Genomic DNA, 22,308 nt, shown 5'->3' with positions numbered 1-22,308 from the left:
CCATGCTGATGGCGGGCCGCCCCTATCCGCTCGGCGCCACCTTGGCGGAAGAAGGCGGGGTCAACTTCGCCCTGGTCGCGCCGCATGCCGAGGCCGTGGAGCTGTGCCTGTTCGACCCGAGCGGCCGCCACGAGCAGCAGCGGCTGCGCCTGCCGGCCTGCACCAACGGCTGCTGGCATGGGCGCCTGCCCAGCGCCGGGCCGGGCCTGGTGTACGGCTACCGCGTCCATGGCCCGTGGGCGCCGCACTTGGGCCAGCGCTTCAACCCTGCCAAGCTGCTGCTCGACCCCTATGCCCGGGAAGTCTTGGGCGAGTACGCGGGCGAGGACCTGTTCCTGGCGCATGTCCCCGGCCATCCGGCGCAGCGCGACACCCGCGACAACGCGGCCATTGCGCTCAAGGCCCGGGTGGCGGCGCCCCTGCCCCCCGCGTCTGCACTCGATTCACGCCCGCGCATCGCCGCGGGCGAGCGCGTCCTGTACGAGCTGCACGTGGGCGGCCACACGCAACTGCACCCGGCCGTGCCGGGCGAGCTGCGCGGAACCTACGCCGGCCTGGCGCAAGCCCCGGTGCTGGACCACCTGCAGCGCCTGGGTATCACCACCTTGAGCCTGATGCCGGTGCAGCACCGCGCCGACGAGGAGCGCCTGCTGAAGCTGGGCCTGCGCAACTACTGGGGCTACAGCCCCATCGGCTGGTTCGCGCCCGAGGCACGCTATTGGAGCGGCCGGCCCCGCACCACGCCGGCGCTCGAATTCCGCCAGCTCACCGATGCGGTGCATGCCCGCGGCATGGAAGTGGTGGTGGACATGGTGTTCAACCACAGCGCCGAGACGGACGAACTCGGCCCTACCCTGAGCCTGCGCGGCATCGACAACGCGCTGTACTACCACCTGCGCGAGAGCGACCCCGCGCTGTACGAGAACTGGACGGGCTGCGGCAACTGCCTGAAGCTTTCCGAGCCGCGCGTATTGCAACTGGTGATGGACTGCCTGCGGCACTGGGTGCTGGAACTGGGCGTGGACGGCTTTCGCTTCGACCTGGCGCCGGTGCTGGCGCGCCGCCCGCCCGGCGGCGAGTTCGACGCGCACGCGCCCTTCCTGGCCGCCATCGCGCAAGATCCGGTGCTCGCGCGCTGCCTGCTCATCGCCGAGCCCTGGGACATCGGCCCCGGCGGCTACCGGTTGGGCGAATTCCCGCCCGGATGGCTCGAATGGAACGACCGCTTCCGCGACACACAGCGCGCCTTCTGGCTGCACCGAAGCACCGGCCTGGGCGACTTCGCCCATCGGCTGGCCGGCTCCAGCGAAGAGTTCCGGGCCCATGGCCGCGCGCCGACGGCCAGCGTCAACTTCATCACCGCGCACGACGGCTTCACCCTGCGCGACCTCGTGAGCTACAACGAGCGCCACAACCTGGCCAACGGCGAGCACAACCGCGACGGGCACAGCCACAACCTCAGCCGCAACTGCGGCGTGGAGGGCGACACCGACGATGCCGCCGTGCTGGCCGAGCGCGCACGCCTGTCGCGCGTGCTGCTGGCGGCCCTGCTGCTCTCGCAAGGCACGCCCATGCTGCTGGCCGGCGACGAACTCGGGCACAGCCAGCGCGGCAACAACAACGCCTATTGCCAGGACAACGACATCACCTGGCTGGACTGGGTGCGGGCCGATGCCGACCTCACCGCCTTCGTGGCGCGCGTGCTCGCGCTGCGGCGCGAGGCCGCGCCCCTTCGCAGCAACCACTGGTGGCCGGCGCAGCCGCAGCCCGGGCAGGCGGCGCTGCGCTGGCTCACGCCCGAAGGGCAACCCATGGCGACGGCCGACTGGGAGGCCCCGGGCCGGCACGCCATGGCCATCCTCTTCGAGTCGCCGGGCATGGCGCAGCAGTGGCTGGTGCTGGTCAACGCGCAGCAGAGCGCCGTGCGCTTCACGATCCCGCCGGGCCGCTGGCAGCTGCGGCTGGCCACGGAGGCCAGGGCGCACGGCGCGGGTGGGGCCGGCCTGCCGCTGGCCCATGTCCAGGACATGCCGCCCACCAGCCTCTGGGTCGCAAGCGGGTAGGAGCCAAAAGCACGCCGAAGTGCTAGGGTGCAGACAAACAAACGGGAACGGACATTGCACAACGGTCACGACCACATCAGGAGGAGCACAAGATGGAAGACAACCTGCAATCCCAGCTTCCGGCGCATCAGCTGGTGCGCCGCACCATCGCGCTGGTGCTGGCCGGCGGACGCGGCTCGCGGCTCAAGCAGCTGACCGACAGGCGCGCCAAACCGGCGGTGTACTTCGGCGGCAAGTTCCGCATCATCGACTTCGCGCTGTCCAACTGCCTCAATTCGGGCATCCGGCGCATGGCGGTGGTCACGCAATACAAGTCGCATTCGCTCATGCGGCATCTGCAGCGCGGCTGGAGCTTCCTGCGTGCCGAGCTGAACGAAATGGTCGACGTGCTGCCCGCGCAGCAGCGCACCGGCGACGAGCACTGGTACCGCGGCACGGCCGACGCCGTCTACCAGAATCTGGACATCATCCAGACCCGGTCCACGCCGCACGACTACGTGGTCGTGCTGGCCGGCGACCACATCTACAAGATGGACTACTCGATCATGCTGGCCGACCACGTGCGGCTCGGCCGCGGCTGCACGGTGGGCTGCATCGAGGTGCCGCGCATGGACGCCGTCGCCTTCGGCGTGATGGCGGTCGACGCCGACCGCCAGATCACCGCGTTCCTCGAGAAGCCGGCCAATCCGCCGGCCATGCCCGGCAAGCCCGACGTGGCCCTGGCCAGCATGGGCATCTACATCTTCGATTCGGACTACCTCTACCAGCTGCTGGAAGAAGACAACGCCGACCCCAAGTCGAGCCACGACTTCGGCAAGGACATCATCCCCAAGGCGGTGGCGGCAGGGCGCGCGGCGGCGCATCCCTTCGGCATGTCCTGCGTCACGCGGGCGCAGCGCGGGGGCGACGCGCCGGCTTACTGGCGCGACGTGGGCACGATTGATGCATTCTGGGCTGCCAACCTCGACCTGGCCTCGATCACCCCCGAGCTGGACATCTATGACACCAACTGGCCCATCTGGACCTACCAGCGGCAGCTGCCGCCGGCCAAGTTCGTGCTGGACGCCGAAGGCAGGCACGGCATGACGGTGAACACCATCGTCTCGGGCGGCTGCATCGTGTCGGGCTCCAAGGTCAGCAGCTCGGTGCTGTTCTCGGGCGTGCGGGTGCACTCGTACTGCGAGATCAACGAGGCGGTGCTGATGCCGGACGTGGAGGTCGGCCGCGGCTCGCGCCTGAACCGCGTGGTGGTCGACCGGGCCTGCGTGCTGCCCGACGGCATCGAGATCGGCTTCGACGCGGCGGCCGATGCGGCGCGCTTCGAGCGCACCGAAGGCGGCGTGGTGCTCGTCACGCGCGAGATGCTCAAACGCCTGACCACGCCTTGAACAACAAGCCGATGCGGATCCTCCAGGTCACGGCCGAGATCTTTCCCCTGCTCAAGACCGGCGGCCTGGCGGACATCGCCGGCGCCCTGCCCCTGGCCCTGATGGCCGCGGGGCAGGACGTGCGGGCCCTGCTGCCCGGGTTTCCGGCCATCGTCGCCGGGGTGCGCCATGCCACGACGGTGGCCGATCTCGACACGCCCTGGGGCGAGCGCGTCGGCCTGCGGCTGGGCAGCCTGCACACCGAAGGCGCGCCGGACTTGCCGGTGTACTGGATCGATGCGCCCGCCCTGTACGACCGCCCCGGCAATCCGTACGAAGATGCCGCCCGGCATGCCTACGGCGACAACCACCGGCGCTTCGCCTTGCTCGGCTGGGCCGCAGCGCGGCTCGCACAGGGGCTCGATGCGCACTGGCAGCCCGAAGTCGTCCACGCCCACGACTGGCACGCGGCGCTGGCACCGGCCTACCTGGCCTTCGGGCAGCCCCACGGGCGGCCGCGCGTGGGCAGCGTGTTCACGGTGCACAACCTGGCCTACCAGGGCCTGTTCGAGCCGCGGCACTTCCCCGAGCTCGGTCTGCCGCCCGCCGCCTACGGCCTGGACGGTCTCGAATACCACGGGCAGCTGTCGTTCATGAAAGGCGGACTGGTGTTTGCCGACCGCATCACCACCGTCAGCCCCACCTATGCGCGCGAGATCCAGACGCCCGAGCAGGGCTTCGGCCTGGACGGGCTGCTGCGCCATCGCTCGGGGGTTCTCTCAGGCATCCTCAATGCGGTGGACGACCAGGTCTGGAACCCGGCCACCGACCACCTCCTGCCCGAGCGGTTCGACCTGGACCGCCTGGGCGGCAAGGCCGGCTGCAAGGCGTTCCTGCAAAAGGAGCTGGGCCTGGCACGCAAGGCCGATGCCCCGCTGTTCGTCGTGGTGAGCCGGCTCACCGAGCAGAAGGGCCTGCAACTGGTGCTGGATGGCCTGGATGCGCTGCTGGCGCAAGGCGGGCAGCTGGCCTTGCTGGGCAGCGGCGACGCGCCCCTGGAGGCGGCCTTTCGCCAGCGCGCCGAGGCGGCCCCGAAATCCGTGAGCGTCACCCTGGGCTACAGCGAGCCGCTGGCGCACCGCCTGTTCGGCGCCGGCGACGTCACGCTGGTGCCCTCGCGCTTCGAGCCCTGCGGCCTCACGCAGATGTACGGCCTGAAATACGGCAGCCTGCCGCTGGTGCACCGGGTCGGGGGCCTGTCCGACACGGTGACCGACAGCAGTCTGGAAAACTTGGAAGACGGCACCGCCACCGGCTTTTGCTTCGAGCACTTCACCGTCGCCGACTACGAGCGCGCCCAGCGCCGGGCCTTCGCGCTCTATCGCCGGCCGGATGACTGGCGCGCCGTGCGGGCCCATGCCATGCGCCGCCCCGCCGACTGGGCCACGGCCGCGCAAAGCTATCTCGCCGTGTACCGCCAGGCACTCGCCGGCTGATACCGCCGACCATCCATTCAGCGAAAGCCATCGAAGATGACAGTCAAGGAATTCAAGTACGACCACCCCGACCGCGACGTCGCGGCCTTCAAGCGCGCCGTGGCCAACAAGCTCATGTACGCCGTGGGCAAGGACCCGGTCGCGGCCAGCCAGGACGACTGGCTGCACGCCGCCGCGCTGGCCGTGCGCGACCAGCTGGTGGAGCGCTGGATGGCCACCACCCGCGCCCAGTACGCGCAAAAGCTCAAGCGCGTGTACTACCTCTCGATGGAGTTCCTCATCGGCCGCACCTTCACCAATGCGCTGCTGGCCCTGGAGCTGCAGGACACGGTGAAGGAGGCGCTGGCCGATTTCGGCGTGGACGTCGAGCAGCTCACCGAGCGCGAGCCCGACGCGGCCCTCGGCAACGGCGGCCTGGGCCGGCTGGCGGCCTGCTTTCTCGATTCCATGGCCACGCTGGGCGTGCCGGGGCTGGGCTACGGCATCCGCTACGAATACGGCATGTTCCGCCAGCGCATCGTCGAAGGCCAGCAGGTGGAAACGCCCGACTACTGGCTCACCCATGGCAACCCGTGGGAGTTCCAGCGGCCCGAGGTGCGCTTTCGCGTGCGCTTCGGCGGCCATGTGCAGCGGCCCGGCGGCAAGAACGCGCCCTACGGCGCGGCGCGCTGGGTCGACACCGACGACGTCCTGGCGGTGGCCTACGACACCATCATCCCCGGCTACGGCACGCAGGCCACCAACACGCTGCGCCTGTGGTCGGCCCGCGCCACTGAGGAAATCGACCTCAAGGCCTTCAACCGCGGCAACTACATGGAGGCGGTGGAAAGCAAGAACCACTCGGAGAACGTCTCGCGCGTGCTCTACCCCGACGACTCCACGCCCTCGGGCCGCGAGCTGCGGCTGCACCAGGAATACTTCTTCGTGAGTGCCAGCGTGCAGGACATGCTGCACCGCTACCTGCGCAACCACGACAGCTTCGACGACCTGCCCGGCCAGGTCAGCATCCACCTGAACGACACCCATCCGGTGCTGGCGGTGCCGGAGCTGATGCGCCTGCTCATCGACGAGCACGAGCTGCCGTGGGACACGGCCTGGGCCCACACCACGAAGATCTTCAGCTACACCAACCACACGCTGATGCACGAGGCGCTGGAAACCTGGCCGGTGGAGATGTTCGGGCGCGTGCTGCCGCGCCACCTGCAGATCATCTTCGACATCAACTCGCGCTTCCTGGCCATGGTGACGCAGCAGCATGGCCACGACGTCGAGCTGATGCGGCGCCTGTCGCTCATCGACGAGAACGGCGAGCGGCGCGTGCGCATGGCCTACGTGGCGGTGCTGGCCAGCCACTCGATCAACGGCGTCTCGGAGCTGCATTCGGAGCTGATGAAGCAATCGATCTTTGCCGACTTCGCCCGGCTCTTTCCCGAGCGCTTCAACAACAAGACCAATGGCGTCACGCCGCGCCGCTGGCTGGCGCAGGCCAACCGGCCGCTGGCGCGTCTGCTGGACCACCGCATCGGGCGCGGCTGGCGGCGCGACCTCGAGCAGCTGCAGGCGCTGCGCCACATGGCGCAGCAGCCCGCCTTCGTGGGCGCCTTCCGGCATGCCAAGCAGGAGAACAAGCTGCGCCTGGCCCGATGGGTGGAAGAGCACATGCACATGACGCTCGATACAAGCGCCATGTTCGACGTGCAGGTCAAGCGCATGCACGAGTACAAGCGCCAGCTGCTCAATGTGCTGCACGTCATCACGCGCTACCACCGCATCCTCGACGAACCCGATGCGCCCCACGTGCCGCGCGTGGTGGTGTTCGCGGGCAAGGCCGCCTCGGCCTATCACATGGCCAAGCTGGTGATCCGCCTCATCAACGACGTGGGCGCGGTCATCAACGCCGACGAGCGCGTGGGCGGCAAGCTCAAGGTGCTCTTCCTGCCAAACTACAGCGTGAGCCTGGCCGAGGTGATCATTCCCGCGGCCGACCTGTCGGAGCAGATCTCCACCGCCGGCACCGAGGCCTCGGGCACGGGCAACATGAAATTCGCACTCAACGGCGCGCTCACCATCGGCACGCTGGACGGCGCGAATGTCGAGATGCGCGACGCGGTGGGCGCCGAGAACTTCTTCATCTTCGGCAACACGACCGATCAGGTGGCGGACATCCGCGCCAGCGGCTACGCGCCGCGCGACATCTATGAAGGCAACTTCGAACTGCAGCGCGTGCTCGATAGCATCCAGGGCGGCCTGTTCTCACCCACCGAGCCGGCGCGCTACCAGGAGATCTTCGACGCACTGGTGAACTGGGGCGACCACTATCTGCTGCTGGCCGACTATGCGAGCTACATCGAAGCACAGGAAAAGGTGGACACCCTGTACCGCGATGCCGATGCGTGGACGCGCATGGCCATTCTCAACGTGGCCGGCATGGGCCGGTTCTCGTCGGACCGCACCATTGCCGAGTACGCGCACCAGATCTGGCACACGCGGCCGGTGGCGCTGGGTCAGTAGAGAAGCGGCCGCCCAGCGCCCGCTCGCTCAGTGGTGGCGCTGCTGGGCCGGCTGCTCCAGCGGCGTTTCGGTGTGCGCGACGCACTGCCACTGGTCTTCCTTGCGGACCCAGGTGGAGCTGTCGACCATCTCCTGCATCTTGCCCATGCCGTCGCTGCCGCGCGGCGCCACGGATTGCTTCACGCGGTAGGTCAGCACCGCCATGTCTTCGGTGGGCTGCAGCACGTCGATGTCGCCGAGCTTGAAATCCTTGAGCACCATCGGGCCCTGCTGGGCCATGTGGCGATATTGGGCGTGGTCGAACTTCATGGAACCATGCGAGCTGACCATGAGCGCCTGCTGGTCGAGCAGTGACAGCGCGGCGTCGGTGTCTTCTCGCACCAGCGATTGCCAGAACTTGCGCTCCAGCTCGATGAGATGTTGTGCAGTGTCTTGCACCTGCTTGTGTTTGGCCATGCGGGACTCCTGGTCGTTGGGGATGGATCGTCCAGTGTCCCCCCGTCGCACGCCGCATTCGAATCAGTCGCGGTGGCTGAAGCAGGTAGGTCTTGGCCGACGCCCGCTGACGCGCGGGGCGGCGCCGACGCCGTCAGCGGGCCGGTTGCGCCGGTTCGGCAGCGGAGGGCTGCGTCACGAAGCCGATGCGGGACAGGCCGGCCTTGTTGGCCGCGCCCATGACCTGGACCACGCGGCCGTAGGGCACGCTTTCGTCGGCACGCAACTGGACCTCGGTGTCGCGGCTGGCGGCCGCAGCCTTGCCGAGCCCGGCGGCCAGTTCTTCCTCGTTCACCGGCACGTCGTCGAGGAAGACGGCGCCCTTGGGATCGATCGCGATCGAGACGAACTTGGGCGCCTCCAGCGGCTGGCCGGCATCGGTCTTGGGCAGGTCCAGGCGGATCGAGCTGGCCATGAGGGGCGCCGTGATGATGAAGATCACCAGCAGCACCAGCATCACGTCCACCAGCGGCGTGACGTTGATGTCGGACAGGGGCCGCTGCCCGCCGCCGCCCAGTGCCCGGCCACCCGAGGCGGCGGAACTGCCCAGCGAGGTGCGGCCGAATGCCATGCGCCCGTTCCCTTGGCCCGCGCTAATCGGCCGATGGCCCGCCGCCGGCAAAGCGCGCCAGCAGGTCGTGCGCGAAGCCTTCCAGCTCGGCCTCGATGCGGCCGATCAGGCGGCCGAACACGTTGTAGGCCAGCACGGCGGGAATGGCGACCGCCAGGCCGAAGGCCGTCATGATCAGCGCCTCGCCCACGGGGCCGGCCACCTTGTCGATGGTGAAGCCGCCGGTCTGCGTGGAAATGCTGGCCAGCGCATGGTGGATGCCCCAGACGGTGCCCAGCAGGCCGACGAAGGGCGCGGTGGCTCCCACCGTGGCCAGCAGGATCTGGCCGCCCTGCAGCCGGCGCAAGGCGGCATGCAAGGCCTCGCGCAAGGCGCGGGTGAGGCGCTGCACCGGATCGCCGCCCGCCGCCAGGCTCGCGCCGCCATGCGAAGAAGAAGAAGAAGAAGAAGCCGCCTGCTGCTGGCGCAGCGCCTGCACGGCCGGCAGCACGAGCAAGGCCCGGTCGAAGCCGGCCAGGCGGCCGGCCGCCTCGTCCACCGAGGGCGCCTGCCAGAAGGCGGCAATGCTGCGCAGCACGCTGCGGGTGCCGCCGCGCAGCAGCCAGGCCTTCCACAGGATCACGACCCAGCTGGCGATGGACATCGCGAGCAGCAACGCCGCGACCGCGCGGCTGACGGGGTCGCCCTCGAGCAGAAGCGCCTGCAGTGCGTTCAACGCAGGCCCAGTACGTCGAACATGTCGAACAGGCCGCGCTGCTGGCCCGCCAGGAAGCGCACCGCGCGCAGGCTGCCCTGTGCATAGCTCACGCGGCTGGACGACTTGTGGCTGATCTCGATGCGCTCGCCGGTGCCGGCGAACAGCACCGTGTGGTCGCCCACGATGTCGCCGCCGCGAATGGTGGCGAAGCCGATGGACGAAGGATCGCGCTCGCCGGTGACGCCTTCGCGCGCGTACACGGCGCAGTCCTTGAGGTCGCGCCCCAGCGCATCGGCGATGACTTCACCCATCTTGAGCGCCGTGCCCGAGGGCGCGTCCACCTTGTGGCGGTGGTGCGCCTCGATGATCTCGATGTCGTAGCCGGTGGACAGTGCCTTGGCCGCCATCTCGAGCAGCTTGAAGGTCACGTTCACGCCCACGCTCATGTTGGGCGCCAGCATGATGGCGATGTCCTTGGCGTACTCGGCGATCTGCGCCTTCTGCGCGTCGCTGAAGCCGGTGGTGCCGATGACGGCCTTCACGCCCAGTTCGCGGCACACCGCGAGGTGCGCCAGCGTGCCTTCGGGCCGGGTGAAATCGATGAGGACCTGCGAATTCGCCAGGCCCTGGCGCAGGTCCGACACGATGGCCACCCCGGCCGGCGTGCCGGTCCAGGCCGCGGCATCGCTGCCCAGCGCGCTGCTGCCGGCGATGTCGAGCGCGCCGGTGAGCTTGCAGTCGCCCGAGGCCTGCACCGCCTCGATCAGCATGTGGCCCATGCGGCCGGAAGCGCCGGCAACGGCGACGCGGTGAACGGGGGAGGAGTTGGTTGCAGTCACGCGTGTTCAGCCTTGAAGTGCAAAGAAGAAGGGGGCTTTGCGAGCCCCCGGATTGTTCGTGAACCGGCTCAGCGGCCCGATTCGAGCGGCGGGTAGCTGGCCGGCAGCGGCGGCAAGGGCTGCGCCGGCTGGGCGTCCTTGGTGTCTTTCTCGTCCTTTTTCGGATCGAACTTCTTGAGTTCGTCTTCCGAGGCTTCCAGCTTGGGCACCTTGCCATGGCGCGCCCGGGTATCGAGGGCCGCAACGAATTCTTCCTCGCTGGGCATGGGGTCGCCTTCGAAGCGGTCGAGCGTCTCGCCCTTGAAGAAGACGGTCAGGCGGCGCTGCTGCGCCTCGACGCCCTGGCGGCGGATGGTGAAGACATAGTCCCAGCGGTCGGCATGGAAGACGTCGCTCAGCAGGGAGGTTCCCAGGATCTCACGCACCTGCTGGCGCGTCATGCCGGGCTTGAGCGCCTCGACCTGCTCCTTGGAGACGAAGTTGCCCTGGACGACTTCGACCTTGTAGGGAGTGACGGTATTGAGCGCGCTGCGCGTGCTGTCGCCGATGCTGCTGCATGCACCGAGGATGACGCTGCCGGCAACGGCCACCAGAAGCAGCCCGGGGCGGCGTGTGTGAATGGCAGGCATGGGAAAAGAGGCAAGCGATATGATCGACCCATTGTAGCGGCTGGGTCCTTTGGGGCCCCCAGGGCCGGGCCGGTCCGGCCCGCTCCACCGCAGGGGGATCGGGCAAGGCGGCAAAAAGCCACGTTTGCTCGAGCAGCCTGCCGCGCCCGGCGCAGGAAACCGACCATGGACAAGATCGACGAACTCAAGAGCACCGGCCTGAAGGCCACCCTGCCGCGCCTGAAGATCCTGGAAATCTTCCAGAGCGGCGACCAGCGCCACATGACGGCGGAAGACGTCTACCGCGTGCTGCTGAACCACCATTCCGACATCGGCCTGGCCACCGTCTACCGCGTGCTCACGCAGTTCGAGCAGGCCGGCATCCTCGAACGCAGCCATTTCGAGAGCGGCAAGGCCGTCTACGAACTCAACGAGGGCACCCACCACGACCACCTGGTGTGCACCGGCTGCGGCAAGGTCGAGGAGTTCTACGACGCCGAGATCGAGCGCCGCCAGCAGATGGTGGCCAAGGACAAGGGCTGGGCCCTGCAGGACCACGCCATGTCGCTGTACGGCCTGTGCGCCGACTGCGTGAAGAAGCGCTAGTCCTCTTCCCTGTTCGCTTCCATCGCCTTGTGATGACGGGCGACGAAGTCGGCATAGGTATCGATGCCGCGAAGCTGCAGGATGGAGTTGCGCACCGCGGCCTCCACCAGCACGGCGATGTTGCGGCCGGCGACCACCTGGATGATCACCTTGCGCACCGGCACGCCCAGCACGTCCTGCGTGAGCGGCGTCGAAGGCATGCGCTCGTAGTCGCGCTCGAAGCTGTCGCGCCGCACCAGGTGCACGATGAGCTTGAGCCGCATCTTGCGGCGCACCGCCGTCTCGCCAAAGATGGCGCGGATGTCCAGCAGGCCGATGCCCCGCACTTCGAGCAGGTTCTGCAGCAGGTCGGGGCAGCGCCCCTCGATGGTGGTCTGGTTGATGCGGAACAGGTCGACCGCGTCGTCGGCCACCAGGCCGTTGCCGCGCGAGATGAGCTCCAGGCCGAGTTCGCTCTTGCCCAGGCCCGACTCACCGGTGATCATGACCCCCAGGCCCAGGATGTCCATGAACACGCCGTGCATCGAGGTGCGCTCGGCAAAGTGCTTGGACAGGTAGGCCCGCAGCACGTCGATCACGAAGGCGGACGACTCCTTGGTGGCGAACAGCGGCAGCTGCGCCCGCTCGCAAATCGACAGCAGCAGGTCGGGCGCCGCCTGGCCGTCGGCCAGCACCAGCATGGGCGGCTCCAGGGTGACGATGCGCGCGATGCGCCGGGCGCAGTCGTCCAGCGTGCCGCGCGTCAGGTAGGCGATTTCGCGCGCACCCAGGATCTGCACCCGGTAGGGATGGATGTAGTTGAGGTAGCCCACCAGGTCCGCCGCCGACTGGGCGCGGCTGATGACCTCGGGGTCGAACTGGCGCTCGGATGCGCCCAGCCCCGCCAGCCACTCCCACCGGAGCGAGCCGCGGAACTCCTCGAACATCGCATCGGCGCTGACGACGGTCGGCTTCATGCGCTCGGCCGCGTGGTTTGATGAAGGGTGGGTTGGCTCACGCCACCTGAGCCGACTGCCAGCTCGCGATCAGGGCGTGCAGCGACCCCGCATCGTTGCTCGACTTGATCTGCTCGCGCAAATTGGCGTCGGACAGCAGTTCGGCGATTTCGGAGAGGATTTCCAGGTGCTTCTGGGTCGCGGCCTCGGGCACCAGGAGGAAGATGAGCAGCACCACGGGCTGTTCGTCCGGCGCATCGAAACCGATGGGGTGGGCCAGCTGGAACACGGCCGCCATGGGCGACTTCAGCCCCTTGATTCGCCCGTGTGGAATGGCAACCCCATGGCCGAGGCCGGTGGAGCCGAGCCGTTCGCGGGCAAAAAGGCTGTCGGTGATCAGGGCACGGCCCAGGCCGTGGAGGTTCTCGAACAGCAGGCCAGCCTCTTCGAAGGCGCGCTTCTTGCTGGTTGCATCGACGCTCACGAGAACTTGAGCGGGCGGCAGGATGGACGCGAGGCGATTCATGGTGGGGAGAGAGCGGGCCGATTATGCACCCACCCCACAAAAAGCAAAGGGCCGCCAAAAGGCGGCCCGCAAGAGGATTTGCCCTTGTGCGTCGATTACATCACGTTACATGACGCGCTTTGGCGCTTCATGGTGGTGATCCTGGAGTCGATCCTTGTGGCGCACCACCTGCCGGTCGAGCTTGTCGACCAGTTCATCGACCGCGGCGTAGAGATCAGCATGGCTCGACTCGGCGAACATGTCGTTGCCCTTGACGTGGATGTTGCATTCGGCTCGTTGGCGCCTTTCCTTTTCCTTCTGCTTTTCCACCGTCAGGATCACCTTGACGTCGACCACCTGGTCGAAATGCCGCGTGATACGGTCCAGCTTGCTGGTGACGTAGTTGCGCAGCGCGGGAGTAACGTCGAGATGATGACCGCTGATCGTCAAATTCATAAGTGACCTCCTGGAATTGACGGTTGGTGAAATGACACCGCCGGGAACCGGTGGCGTCGACGTGAAAACGGGGGGTTGGAGGGGAGAGAGAAATGAGAGACGGAAAGCTCAAGGGGTCGATTCACTATGCCCCCGCCGAGGGTGAAAAGCAATGCTTGACCCCCCATGGCCCTACCCCGTATTTGTGACGCTATCTTTACTTCGCGTTTGATGGCAAAGTCTTCGGGTTGACCGGATGGCGCCCCGAGCGCGCGTTACCGCCAGACCGCCCGGAGCCGGTTCCTCAAGTCGATGGCCGCCTGCGGCGCAGGCACCGCCGGGGGTCTTTCCGGTGGCGGCGGCCACACCACTTCCTCGAATGCCTTCACGTCCTGTGCGGCGATGAATCGCGTGCGCCCGGCATACAGGTGGCGGTCCCCGTGCGCCGACTGCTGGGTCACGTAGAAGCGCTGCGGCACCAGCAGGTGCAAATGGTCTTTCGCGCGGGTCATGGCCACGTACAAAAGGCGCCGCTCCTCCTCGATTTCCTCGTTGCTGCCGGTGGAAAGATCCGCGGGAATGCAGCCGTCCACCACGTTGAGCACGTGCACCGAGGTCCATTCCTGGCCCTTGGCCGAATGGATGGTCGAGAGGATCAGGTAGTCGTCGTCCAGCAGGGGCGGGCCGGCGCGGTCGCTGGTGGCCTCGGGCGGATCGAGGGTGAGCTCGGTCAGGAAGCTTTCGCGGCTGGCGTAGCCCGCCGCCAGGCGCACCAGCTGCTCCACGTCGGCGCGGCGCACGGCGGCGTCCTCATGCAGGCGCTCCAGGTGCGGCAGGTACCAGCGCAGCGCCAGTTCGGCATCGGCCGGCCAGGCCGCTTGGCCGGATCGCAGGCTGGCATAGGTGGCGGCGAAATCGCTCCACTGTTCGCGCGCCGCGGCCGGCGGGGCGAAGGCTTGCAGCGTCTGGGCAGGATCATTCGACTCGTCCATGGCGTCGAGCAGGCGCGCCGCCGTGGCCGGGCCCACGCCGGCCAGCAGTTGCACCACCCGGAACCCGGCCTGCCGCCCCTTGGGGTTCTGCGCAAAGCGCAACAGGGCCAGCAGGTCTTTGACGTGCGAAGCCTCGAGGAACTTGAGCCCGCCGAACTTCACGAATGGAATGTTGCGCCGCGCCAGCTCGAGCTCCAGCGCGGCGCTGTGGCTGGAGGAGCGAAACAGCACCGCCTGCGACTTCAGCCGCAGGCCGCCCTCGCGATGCGCCAGCACCTTGTCGGCCACCCAGCGCGCCTGCTGCGCCTCGTCGGGCACCAGCACCAGTTGGGGACGGCCGGCGGAAGGCTTGTCCGTCCACAGGCGCTTGGCATGCCGCTCGCCGGCCGCCGCGATGAGCGTGTTCGACACGTCCAGGATGGGCTGGGTCGAGCGGTAGTTGCGCTCCAGCGTGACGATGCGCGCCGCGCTGCCGAGTTGGCCGAACTGCGAGGGGAAGTCGAGGATGTTGCGTACGGTGGCGCCGCGGAACGAATAGATGGACTGCGCGTCGTCCCCCACCGCGGTCAAGCCCCTGCCGTCGGGCTTGAGGCGCTGCAGGATCGAGGCCTGCAGCCGGTTGGTGTCCTGGTATTCGTCCACCAGCACATGGTCGAAGCGCCCGGAAAGCTGCGCCGCCAGCGAGGGCTCGCCCATCATCTCGTGCCAGCCCAGCAGCAGGTCGTCGTAGTCGAGCACGTTCTGTTCCTGCTTGGCCTCGACATAGGCGCCGAACAGTTGCCTGAGCTGCGCCTCCCACTCGGCGCACCAGGGAAAGGCTTCGGCCAGGACCTGCGCCAGGCCGCCCTGCGTGTTGACCACCCGCGAGTAGATCGCGAGGCACGTGCTCTTGAGCGGAAAGCGCTTTTCAGTGCCCGTGAAGCCCAGATCGTGGCGCACCAGGCCCATCAGGTCTTCCGCATCGCCGCGGTCGTGGATGGTGAAGTTCTCGGCCAGCCCAATCTGCACGGCGTAGTCCCGCAGCAGCCGCGCGCCCACACCGTGGAAGGTGCCGGCCCAGGGCAGTGCGGGCGGCGTTTGCGAGCCCAGGCCCAGCACCTGCGCCAGCACGTGACCGGCGCGCTGCGACATCTCCTGCGCTGCGCGGCGCGAGAAGGTCAGCAGCAGCAGCCGCTGCGGATCGGCGCCCTTGGCGATGAGGCAGGCCACGCGGTGGGCCAGGGTGCTGGTCTTGCCGGAGCCGGCGCCAGCGACGATGAGAAGCGGTGCGTTGCCGGCATGCAGGACGGCGTCGCGCTGCGCTTCGTTGAGGCGCGACAGGGCTTCGTCCAGGCGATCGGCGGACGTGTCTTTTTGCTGGTCGAGGACGGGCATGGCGCTCACGGCATGAACTGTACATCCATCCAGCCCACTACCCACGGCCGCCGACCGCCGAAAGTCCGGCGCGGGGAGCAATGACATAATCGCGCCCGTCGTTTTTTTACAGGAGTTACGGCCTTGGAAATCTGCCAGCCTCGGCAGCTTTCAACTCCCTGCTGACGGCCATCGGATCAACGCGATGGGTGCCGGGGGACGGTTGAAAGCGCCCCACACCTTCCCCCCATCCATCAGACGGTTCCATCAAGGGAGTGAGCCCATGCTCAACATCTTCACGCTCGCCAACGGGCGCCTCGTCCAGGAAGAAATCGAGGCGCTGGAGGAGCTCTCCAAGTTCCAGCCCATCTGGGTCGACCTCGAGTCGCCCACCTTGGAAGAAAAGCGCTGGGTCAAGCAGTACTACGGCCTGTCCATTCCGGAAGACGCGATGGACGAGGACATCGAGGAGTCGGCGCGCTTCTACGAAGAAGACAACGGCGAGCTGCACATCCGCTCCGACTTCCTGATCGCCGACGAGGACGACCCCCGCTCGGTGCGCGTGGCCTTCATCCTGAACCAGCACAACACCGAGCTGCGCAGCCGCGGCGTGCTTTTCACGATCCACGACGAGGACGTGCCGGTGTTCCGGCTGCTGCGCCTGCGGGCGCGCCGCGCACCCGGCCTGATCGAGGACGCCAAGGAAGTGCTGCTCAAGCTCTTCGACGCCGACGCCGAATATTCGGCCGACACGCTGGAGGACATCTACGACGAGCTGGAGCTGGCCGGCAAGAAGGTGCTCAAGGGCGACGTGAGCGACGAGCTGGCCGGCGAGGTGCTGGGCCTGATCGCCCGGCAGGAAGACCTGAACGGCCGCATCCGCCGCAACGTGATGGACACGCGCCGCGCGGTGAGCTTCATGATGCGCAGCCGCATGCTCAACGCCGAGCAGTTCGAGGAGGCGCGACAGATCCTGCGCGACATCGAGTCGCTGGACAACCACACGGCCTTCCTGTTCGACAAGATCAACTTCCTGATGGACGCCACGGTCGGCTTCATCAACATCAACCAGAACAAGACCATCAAGATCTTCTCGGTGGCCAGCGTGGCGCTGCTGCCGCCGACGCTGATCGCCAGCATCTACGGGATGAACATGCAGATTCCGGAGGTGGCGGAGCTGGGGGCCGGGGCCTATCCCTTCGTGCTCCTGCTGATGACGGCCAGCGCGCTGGTGCCGATGTGGTACTTCCGGCGGCGCGGCTGGTTGAAGTAGAGCCCCCCGGCTTTTCACTTCGCTTCGCTACGTGTAATTCGCCACCCCCCGTGGGGGAGGCCACACCTGGGGCCCGGCAAAGCCGGTTCCCCGGTGCGTTGCTGGGTTGATTCGGCTCGCTTCGCTTTGCCTCTAATTCGGCTGGAGGAGTTGCCAGAGCTTGGCGGGGGTCAGGGGCATTTGCAGCTTTGGGGCCTTGTCGGGGTGGCCGGCGCGGGTGAAGGCGTCGGCGACGGCGTTGACGACCGATGGGGTGGCGCCGATGGTGCCCAGTTCGCCCACGCCTTTCACGCCCAGGGGATTGGTGAGGCACGGGGTGCTGGTGTCCATTTCGGTGACGAAGGGCGGGGCCTTCACGGCGCGGGGCAGGGCGTAGTCCATGAGGCTGCCGGTGAGCAGCTGGCCGGTCTCGGGGTCGTAGGCGATCTGCTCGACCAGGGCCTGGCCCAGGCCCTGCACGGCACCGCCGTCCAGCTGGCCGCGCACGATCATGGGGTTGACCACCGTGCCCACGTCGTTCACCGAGGCATAGGCCACCACGTCCACCTCGCCGGTGGCCGGGTCGAGTTCCACTTCGCAGATGTGGCAGCCGTTGGGCCAGCTGGGGCCGCCCACGGTGGTGCTGGAATCGACCACGATGCGCTGGCCGCTCTGCTTGCCCGCAAGGTCGAAGAGGCCGATGGAAAGATCGGTGCCCTTCACCGAGAAGCGGCCTTGCACATAGTCGATGTCGTCGGCCGCCGCCTCCAGCTCCTTGGCCGCCAGGCCGCGCGCATGCTCGATGGTGCGCTCGGCGCCCTCGTGCAGCGCGGAGCCGCCGGTGAAGAGCGAACGCGAGCCTGCGCTGCCGAAGCCGTTGCCGCGGTCGGTGTCGCCGAGCACCACGCGCACCTGCTCGATGGGCACGCCGAACACGTCCACCACCAGCTGCGTGAGAGAAGTGGCAATGCCCTGCCCCATGGCGTTGACGGCGGAGAACACCTCCACCACGCCTTCATCGGCCAGCACCGACACGGTGACGCTTTCCTGCAGCGCATTGCCGCCGGTCCATTCGAGAAAGGTCGCAATGCCCAGGCCGCGCACGAGGCCGCGCTGCGCCGATTGCGCGGCGCGCGCATCGAAGCCGTTCCAGTCGGCCAGTGCCAGGCCCTGGTCCATCACATGCTCGAAACGGCCGCTGTCGTACACCTGCGCCATGGGGTTGGTGTAGGGCATCTGCTCGGGCCGCACGAAGTTGCGGCGGCGCAGCTGGATGCGGTCGATGCCGGTCTGGCGCGCGGCCTCGTCCATGAGGCGCTCCATGTTGAAGATGGCTTCGGGGCGGCCCGCGCCGCGGTACGCGCCGGTGGGCGCCGTGTTGGTGAGCACGGCCTGGAAGCGGAAGTCGATGGTCTGGATGTCGTAGACGCTGGTCTGCACCCAGGGCCCGATCAGCAGCTGGATGGCCACGCCGGCGCCGGTGGGATAGGCGCCCACGTTGGCCTGCGAATGCAGCCGCAGCGCCAGGATGCGGCCGTCCGCCGCCAGCGCCATCTCGGCATTCACGTCCACATCGCGCCCGTGCGTGGTGGCCAGGAATTCCTCGCTGCGGTCGGCGATCCACTTTACCGGGCGCTTGAGTTCGCGGGCGGCGAAGCCCACCACGGCGTCTTCGGGGTACAGGCCGGTCTTCATGCCGAAGCCGCCGCCCACGTCGCTCACCAGCACGCGCACCTCGGTGTTCTCGATGCCCAGCATGGCCGCCAGCGTGTCGCGTACGCCGGTGGGCATCTGGGTGCTCATCTGGATCACCGTCCGGCTGCTGCCCGGGGCCTCCGGCGCGGCCAGGATGGCGCGCGGCTCGAGCGTGACCGCCGCCAGCCGCTGGTTCTGGATCTGCAGGCGCACCACGTGCGCGGCCTGCGCAAAGGCGGCCTCGGCCGCCTTTGCGTCGCCATGGCGCATCTCGGCGCAGATGTTGCCCGGCGCGGCGTCTTCGCTGAGCACCGGCGCGCCCTCGGCCAGGGCGGCAGGAACCGTCGCGACCATGGGCAGTTCCTCGTAGTCGACAAAGACCGCCTCGGCGGCATCGCGCGCCTGCTGGAGGGTGTCTGCCAGCACGGCCGCCACGGGCTCGCCGACGAAGCGCACGCGTTCATGCGCCAGCGCACGGCGATCCGGGCCGCGGGCAGGCTTTCCGTCGGGCCGCCTGAAGCCGGCGACGCCGGGAATGGGCTGCACGCCGGCGGCCACCAGATCGGCGCCGGTCAGCACCCGCGCCACGCCGGGCATGGCGGCGGCGCCGGCGGTGTCGATGCCGACGATGCGGGCATGCGGATAGGGCGAGCGCAGGAAGGCCACGTGCAGTTGCCCCGGCTGGCTCAGGTCGTCGGTGTAGCGGCCGCGGCCGGTAAGAAGCTGCTCGTCTTCCAGGCGCTTGACGGCCTGGCCGCTGCCGAAGCGCATGGCCTCGGGCGGGTTGCGGTTGGAATTTGCGCTCAAGTGACTGGCCTCGTGAGGTGATTGGACAGGTGCTGATGCATTGTGTTGGCTGGCTCGTGCGTGCGTCAAACCATCGGGGCCTCGGCAGCGGCCCCGCGGACCTGCACGATGTCGCCGACCCGCAAGCGGCCGCCCTGCAGCACCCGCGCCGTCACGCCGCCGTGTCCGCGCATGGCGTTGTAGCCGCCGGCACCCAGCGTGGCCTCCATGCGGGAGCAGGGCTCGCACGGCCCGCTGACTTCGAGCAGCACCTCGCCGCCGATGGCCAGCCGCAGAGGCCGGTCGGGAAAGAGCGAGCGGGCGGCCAGCAGGTTCAGGCCCGACACGACCAGGTTGCGCCGCAACTGCTCGGCGCGGACTTCGCCGTGGCCGCACAACGCGGCCACGACCGGCAGGTGCTCCGCCTGGATCAGCGTGACCTGGCGCTTTCCGCCTTCGGCCCTGGACTGCGCGGCGCGGTCGCCCTCGAGCCCGCGGCCAGGCAGCGCGAGGACTTCGGCAACGCCGTGCATTGCAACCCCTCGCGCCGGACGCAGCCAGATCGCCTCCAGCCGCCCGTCCCGCGCGAACCGGCGCGTGAGGTCGCGCAACCCGCCCTCCGCGCTCATGGCGACGGCAGCAGCGGCAGCAGCGCTGCGATCAAGGCGCGCGCCTGGCGGCCGGCCACGTCCTCGATGTAGGCGCCGAAGTCCACATGCGCCTGGTCGTCGGCCCGGTCCGAGATATTGCGCACGGCCGCAAAGGGAACGCCATGGTCGTGGCAGACCTGCGCCACCGCGGCAGCCTCCATCTCCACTGCCATGGCCTCAGGCAAGGCGGCCCGAAGCTGGGCCGCCTCTTCGGCACGCGAGACGAAGCGGTCGCCGCTGGCGATGAGGCCGTGGTGAACGCGCTGCGAATCAGGCAAGCCAAAGCGCATGCGGGTGGCCTCGTCCAGCACGGCGCCGTCCTGCAGCGCCGCTTGCGCCGCCTGCGCGAGGCATTCGGCCAGCACGCTGTCGGCCAGGAAGCGCGAGCGTCCGTACAAGGGCACTTCGTAGCGGGGGAAGATGGGCGAGGCATCCATGTCGTGCTGCACGAACTCGGTGCCGATCACGGTGTCGCCCACGCGCACCGACGGATGCAGGCCGCCCGCCACGCCGGTGAACACGATGCGCGAGACGCCGAAGCGCTCGATCAGCGCCGCCGCCGTCGTGGCGGCCGCCACCTTGCCGATGCGCGACAGGGCGAGCACCACCTCGCGGCCCTGCCAGCGCCCGACCTGGAATTCGCGGCCTGCGTAGCGCTCCGTGCGCAGGTCCCGCAGGTGCGCCGCGAGGCCTGTCTGCTCCTGCGCCATCGCGCTCAGGATGCCGGTCGTCATGTTCGCATGTCCTCCTGCGCCAAATGAAAAGGGCCGGCACAGGCCGGCCCCTTGTTGCCAATCGCGCAGCTTACTGCTTGATGTCCACGCCGTAGAAGGTGTGGCGCCCGAAGGGGCTGAGCTTGAAGTCGATGACTTCGTTGCGCACCGGCTTGAGCTGCACCGCGTGCGCGATGGTGAACCAGGGCGCCTGCTCCTTGAAGATGAGCTGCGCCTTCTTGTAGAGGGCGTCGCGGTCGGCCTGCTTGGGCGCGCTCTTGGCCTTCACCACCAGGTCTTCATAGGGCTGGTAGCAGAACTTGGCCACGTTGGAGCCGCTGGCCGACTGGGCCGAGGCGCAGCCCAGCAGCGTGTAGAGGAAGTTGTCCGGATCGCCGTTGTCGCCGGTCCAGCCCAGCATGCCCATCTGGTGTTCGCCGGCCTGCATGCGCTTGCGGTACTCGCCCCACTCGAAGGTCTTGATCTCGGCCTTCACGCCCACCTTGGCCAGGTCCGCCTGCATCAGCTCGGCGATGCGCTTGGCGTTGGGGTTGTAGGGGCGCTGCACCGGCATGGCCCACAGGTCGGTGGTGAAGCCGTTGGGGTGGCCGGCCTCTGCCAGCAGTTTCTTGGCGGCTTCCGGGTTGTACGCGTCGTCCTTCACCGCATCGTTGTAGGACCACATGGTGGGCGGGACCGGGTTCTTGGCCGCCACGCCGGCGGTCAGGTAGACGCCGTCGATGATGGCCTTCTTGTTGATGGCCATGTTGATGGCCTTGCGCACGCGCACATCGTCGAAGGGCTTCTTCGTGGTGTTGTAGGCCAGGTAGCCCACGTTCAGGCCGGGCTGCTCCAGCACCTTCACGTTCGGGTCCTTGCGGATGGCGTCCAGGTCGGCCGGGTTCGGGTACGGCATGACATGGCACTCGCCCTTCTGCAGCTTGGCCCAGCGCACCGAGGCGTCGGGCGTGATGGCGAACACCAGGTCGTCGATCTTGGCCTTGCCGCCCCAGTACTGCGGGAAGGCCTTGAAGCGCACGATGGCGTCCTTCTGGTACTGCACCAGGTAGAACGGGCCGGTGCCGACCGGGTCCTGGTCCACCTTCTCGGGCGTGCCGGCCTTGAGCATCGCGATGGCATATTCCTTGGACTGGATGCCCGCGTACTGCATGGCCAGGTTGGCCAGGAACGGCGCTTCGGGCTTGTTCAGCACGATCTTGACGGTGTGGTCGTCGATGCGGTCCACCGTCTTGAGCAGCTTGGGCATGCCCATGTCGTTGAAGTACGAATGGTTGGGGCTGGTCACGCGGAAGAAGGGATCGTTCTCCTTCCACTGCCGCTCGATCATGAAGATGAAGTCGTCGGCGTTGAAGTCGCGCGTGGGCTTGAAGTTCTTGTTGGTGGTGTGCCACTTCACGCCCTTGCGCAGGTGGAAGGTGTACTCGGTGCCATCGGCCGAGATGTCCCACTTTTCCGCCAGGCCGGGCACGACCTTGGTGCCCCCGCGCTCGAACTGCACGATGGTGTCGTACACCTGGGTCGTCACGTCGAAGGACGTGCCGGTGGTGTTCACGCCGGGGTAGAAGTTCTCGGGGCTGCCTTCGGAGCAATACACCAGTGTCTTGGCCGAAGCGGCCACGCCGGTGAGCGCGAGCGCCGCAGGAAGGATCCACGCGGCGACCCGTGCGCGCCGCGCGATGCTGGAGGTGGATTTCATGGTCGAATCCTTTTCGTTTGAA

19 protein-coding genes are annotated in these 22,308 nt (G+C 68.1%); 6 read left to right on the top strand and 13 right to left on the bottom strand.

The window, feature by feature from the left end; all coding sequences use genetic code 11:
• The first annotated feature begins 2 nt into the window (after window positions 1–2).
• The 4 genes from glgX (at window position 3) to VSO01S_RS03935 (ending at window position 7,437) form a co-directional block, all read left to right on the top strand.
• Window positions 3–2,063 carry a glycogen debranching protein GlgX gene (glgX, locus tag VSO01S_RS03950; RefSeq protein WP_068640495.1) on the top strand — a complete coding sequence of 687 codons (2,061 nt, stop codon included), beginning with the start codon at window positions 3–5 and terminating at the stop codon, window positions 2,061–2,063.
• A gap of 92 nt (window positions 2,064–2,155) precedes the next feature.
• Window positions 2,156–3,451, top strand: coding sequence for a glucose-1-phosphate adenylyltransferase (glgC, locus tag VSO01S_RS03945; RefSeq protein WP_068640494.1), 1,296 nt, complete (start codon window positions 2,156–2,158; stop codon window positions 3,449–3,451).
• A gap of 11 nt (window positions 3,452–3,462) precedes the next feature.
• Window positions 3,463–4,926 (top strand): glycogen synthase GlgA, encoded by a 1,464-nt coding sequence (gene glgA / locus VSO01S_RS03940; RefSeq protein WP_068640522.1) that lies wholly within the window; start codon window positions 3,463–3,465, stop codon window positions 4,924–4,926.
• Window positions 4,927–4,962: 36 nt separating this feature from the next.
• The gene (locus tag VSO01S_RS03935) at window positions 4,963–7,437 is read left to right on the top strand and encodes a glycogen/starch/alpha-glucan phosphorylase (RefSeq protein WP_068640493.1); all 2,475 of its coding nucleotides are present in this window, start codon (window positions 4,963–4,965) and stop codon (window positions 7,435–7,437) included.
• A 27-nt stretch (window positions 7,438–7,464) separates the two neighbouring features.
• Here the strand turns inward: VSO01S_RS03935 and VSO01S_RS03930 are convergent, their stop codons facing one another.
• The 5 genes from VSO01S_RS03930 to VSO01S_RS03910 form a co-directional block, all read right to left on the bottom strand.
• Complete coding sequence (locus VSO01S_RS03930) at window positions 7,465–7,893, bottom strand: nuclear transport factor 2 family protein (protein WP_245684099.1); 429 nt, start codon at window positions 7,891–7,893, stop codon at window positions 7,465–7,467.
• Window positions 7,894–8,026: 133 nt separating this feature from the next.
• Window positions 8,027–8,503 (bottom strand): ExbD/TolR family protein, encoded by a 477-nt coding sequence (locus tag VSO01S_RS03925; protein ID WP_068640492.1) that lies wholly within the window; start codon window positions 8,501–8,503, stop codon window positions 8,027–8,029.
• A gap of 22 nt (window positions 8,504–8,525) precedes the next feature.
• On the bottom strand, window positions 8,526–9,146 hold the full coding sequence (locus VSO01S_RS03920; RefSeq protein ID WP_373282867.1) for a MotA/TolQ/ExbB proton channel family protein: 621 nt from the start codon (window positions 9,144–9,146) through the stop codon (window positions 8,526–8,528).
• 68 nt (window positions 9,147–9,214) lie between these two features.
• Window positions 9,215–10,039: a 4-hydroxy-tetrahydrodipicolinate reductase gene (dapB, locus tag VSO01S_RS03915; RefSeq protein ID WP_084241672.1), complete on the bottom strand. Its 825-nt coding sequence runs from the start codon at window positions 10,037–10,039 to the stop codon at window positions 9,215–9,217.
• Window positions 10,040–10,107: 68 nt separating this feature from the next.
• Entirely contained in the window at window positions 10,108–10,668 is a 561-nt protein-coding gene (locus VSO01S_RS03910) for an outer membrane protein assembly factor BamE (protein ID WP_068640489.1), read from the bottom strand.
• Between the two features lie 165 nt (window positions 10,669–10,833).
• Between VSO01S_RS03910 and fur the strand changes: the two genes are divergently transcribed.
• Entirely contained in the window at window positions 10,834–11,253 is a 420-nt protein-coding gene (gene fur, locus VSO01S_RS03905) for a ferric iron uptake transcriptional regulator (protein ID WP_068640488.1), read from the top strand.
• Here fur and hprK read toward each other — a convergent pair.
• The 4 genes from hprK to VSO01S_RS03885 all read right to left on the bottom strand — a co-directional run bounded on the left by hprK (window position 11,250) and on the right by VSO01S_RS03885 (window position 15,494).
• On the bottom strand, window positions 11,250–12,209 hold the full coding sequence (hprK, locus tag VSO01S_RS03900) for an HPr(Ser) kinase/phosphatase (RefSeq protein WP_068640487.1): 960 nt from the start codon (window positions 12,207–12,209) through the stop codon (window positions 11,250–11,252). The two genes, fur and hprK, sit on opposite strands and share 4 nt — an antisense overlap.
• Window positions 12,210–12,246: 37 nt before the next feature.
• A complete protein-coding gene (locus VSO01S_RS03895) occupies window positions 12,247–12,714 on the bottom strand; it encodes a PTS sugar transporter subunit IIA (RefSeq protein ID WP_068640486.1) in 468 nt (155 codons plus the stop codon).
• Between the two features lie 105 nt (window positions 12,715–12,819).
• Window positions 12,820–13,149 carry a ribosome hibernation-promoting factor, HPF/YfiA family gene (gene hpf / locus VSO01S_RS03890; RefSeq protein ID WP_068640485.1) on the bottom strand — a complete coding sequence of 110 codons (330 nt, stop codon included), beginning with the start codon at window positions 13,147–13,149 and terminating at the stop codon, window positions 12,820–12,822.
• 254 nt (window positions 13,150–13,403) lie between these two features.
• The gene (locus VSO01S_RS03885; RefSeq protein ID WP_068640484.1) at window positions 13,404–15,494 is read right to left on the bottom strand and encodes an ATP-dependent helicase; all 2,091 of its coding nucleotides are present in this window, start codon (window positions 15,492–15,494) and stop codon (window positions 13,404–13,406) included.
• A gap of 262 nt (window positions 15,495–15,756) precedes the next feature.
• On the opposite strand from VSO01S_RS03885, the gene corA reads away from it, so the two are divergent.
• A complete protein-coding gene (gene corA, locus VSO01S_RS03880; RefSeq protein ID WP_068640483.1) occupies window positions 15,757–16,746 on the top strand; it encodes a magnesium/cobalt transporter CorA in 990 nt (329 codons plus the stop codon).
• A 132-nt stretch (window positions 16,747–16,878) separates the two neighbouring features.
• Here corA and VSO01S_RS03875 read toward each other — a convergent pair whose 3' ends face one another.
• The 4 genes from VSO01S_RS03875 to VSO01S_RS03860 all read right to left on the bottom strand — a co-directional run bounded on the left by VSO01S_RS03875 (window position 16,879) and on the right by VSO01S_RS03860 (window position 22,286).
• Window positions 16,879–19,191, bottom strand: a complete 2,313-nt coding sequence (locus tag VSO01S_RS03875; RefSeq protein ID WP_068640520.1) for a xanthine dehydrogenase family protein molybdopterin-binding subunit — start codon at window positions 19,189–19,191, stop codon at window positions 16,879–16,881.
• 101 nt (window positions 19,192–19,292) lie between these two features.
• Window positions 19,293–19,835 (bottom strand): MOSC domain-containing protein, encoded by a 543-nt coding sequence (locus VSO01S_RS03870; RefSeq protein WP_068640482.1) that lies wholly within the window; start codon window positions 19,833–19,835, stop codon window positions 19,293–19,295.
• Complete coding sequence (locus VSO01S_RS03865) at window positions 19,832–20,590, bottom strand: 5'-methylthioadenosine/adenosylhomocysteine nucleosidase (protein ID WP_068640481.1); 759 nt, start codon at window positions 20,588–20,590, stop codon at window positions 19,832–19,834. The genes VSO01S_RS03870 and VSO01S_RS03865 overlap by 4 nt, the downstream gene beginning before the upstream one ends.
• 70 nt (window positions 20,591–20,660) lie before the next feature.
• Window positions 20,661–22,286 carry an ABC transporter substrate-binding protein gene (locus VSO01S_RS03860; protein WP_068640480.1) on the bottom strand — a complete coding sequence of 542 codons (1,626 nt, stop codon included), beginning with the start codon at window positions 22,284–22,286 and terminating at the stop codon, window positions 20,661–20,663.
• Between the last annotated feature and the right edge of the window lie 22 nt (window positions 22,287–22,308).

The organism is Variovorax soli NBRC 106424 (genome assembly GCF_001591385.1).
Taxonomy (GTDB): Bacteria; Pseudomonadota; Gammaproteobacteria; order Burkholderiales; family Burkholderiaceae_C; genus Variovorax; species Variovorax soli.
This window is presented reverse-complemented; position numbering and strand designations above follow the sequence as displayed.

What these genes read in the sequence shown, in the direction of transcription:
- fur (WP_068640488.1), top strand. Translation starts at nt 10,834, where the DNA reads ATGGACAAGATCGACGAACTCAAGAGCACCGGCCTGAAGGCCACCCTG.
- VSO01S_RS03875 (WP_068640520.1), bottom strand. Translation starts at nt 19,191, where the DNA reads ATGCGCTTCGGCAGCGGCCAGGCCGTCAAGCGCCTGGAAGACGAGCAG.
- hpf (WP_068640485.1), bottom strand. Translation starts at nt 13,149, where the DNA reads ATGAATTTGACGATCAGCGGTCATCATCTCGACGTTACTCCCGCGCTG.
- corA (WP_068640483.1), top strand. Translation starts at nt 15,757, where the DNA reads ATGCTCAACATCTTCACGCTCGCCAACGGGCGCCTCGTCCAGGAAGAA.
- VSO01S_RS03865 (WP_068640481.1), bottom strand. Translation starts at nt 20,590, where the DNA reads ATGACGACCGGCATCCTGAGCGCGATGGCGCAGGAGCAGACAGGCCTC.
- VSO01S_RS03885 (WP_068640484.1), bottom strand. Translation starts at nt 15,494, where the DNA reads ATGCCCGTCCTCGACCAGCAAAAAGACACGTCCGCCGATCGCCTGGAC.
- glgA (WP_068640522.1), top strand. Translation starts at nt 3,463, where the DNA reads ATGCGGATCCTCCAGGTCACGGCCGAGATCTTTCCCCTGCTCAAGACC.
- VSO01S_RS03925 (WP_068640492.1), bottom strand. Translation starts at nt 8,503, where the DNA reads ATGGCATTCGGCCGCACCTCGCTGGGCAGTTCCGCCGCCTCGGGTGGC.
- VSO01S_RS03910 (WP_068640489.1), bottom strand. Translation starts at nt 10,668, where the DNA reads ATGCCTGCCATTCACACACGCCGCCCCGGGCTGCTTCTGGTGGCCGTT.
- VSO01S_RS03895 (WP_068640486.1), bottom strand. Translation starts at nt 12,714, where the DNA reads ATGAATCGCCTCGCGTCCATCCTGCCGCCCGCTCAAGTTCTCGTGAGC.
- VSO01S_RS03860 (WP_068640480.1), bottom strand. Translation starts at nt 22,286, where the DNA reads ATGAAATCCACCTCCAGCATCGCGCGGCGCGCACGGGTCGCCGCGTGG.
- VSO01S_RS03870 (WP_068640482.1), bottom strand. Translation starts at nt 19,835, where the DNA reads ATGAGCGCGGAGGGCGGGTTGCGCGACCTCACGCGCCGGTTCGCGCGG.
- VSO01S_RS03920 (WP_373282867.1), bottom strand. Translation starts at nt 9,146, where the DNA reads ATGTCCATCGCCAGCTGGGTCGTGATCCTGTGGAAGGCCTGGCTGCTG.
- VSO01S_RS03935 (WP_068640493.1), top strand. Translation starts at nt 4,963, where the DNA reads ATGACAGTCAAGGAATTCAAGTACGACCACCCCGACCGCGACGTCGCG.
- VSO01S_RS03930 (WP_245684099.1), bottom strand. Translation starts at nt 7,893, where the DNA reads ATGGCCAAACACAAGCAGGTGCAAGACACTGCACAACATCTCATCGAG.
- glgX (WP_068640495.1), top strand. Translation starts at nt 3, where the DNA reads ATGCTGATGGCGGGCCGCCCCTATCCGCTCGGCGCCACCTTGGCGGAA.
- hprK (WP_068640487.1), bottom strand. Translation starts at nt 12,209, where the DNA reads ATGAAGCCGACCGTCGTCAGCGCCGATGCGATGTTCGAGGAGTTCCGC.
- glgC (WP_068640494.1), top strand. Translation starts at nt 2,156, where the DNA reads ATGGAAGACAACCTGCAATCCCAGCTTCCGGCGCATCAGCTGGTGCGC.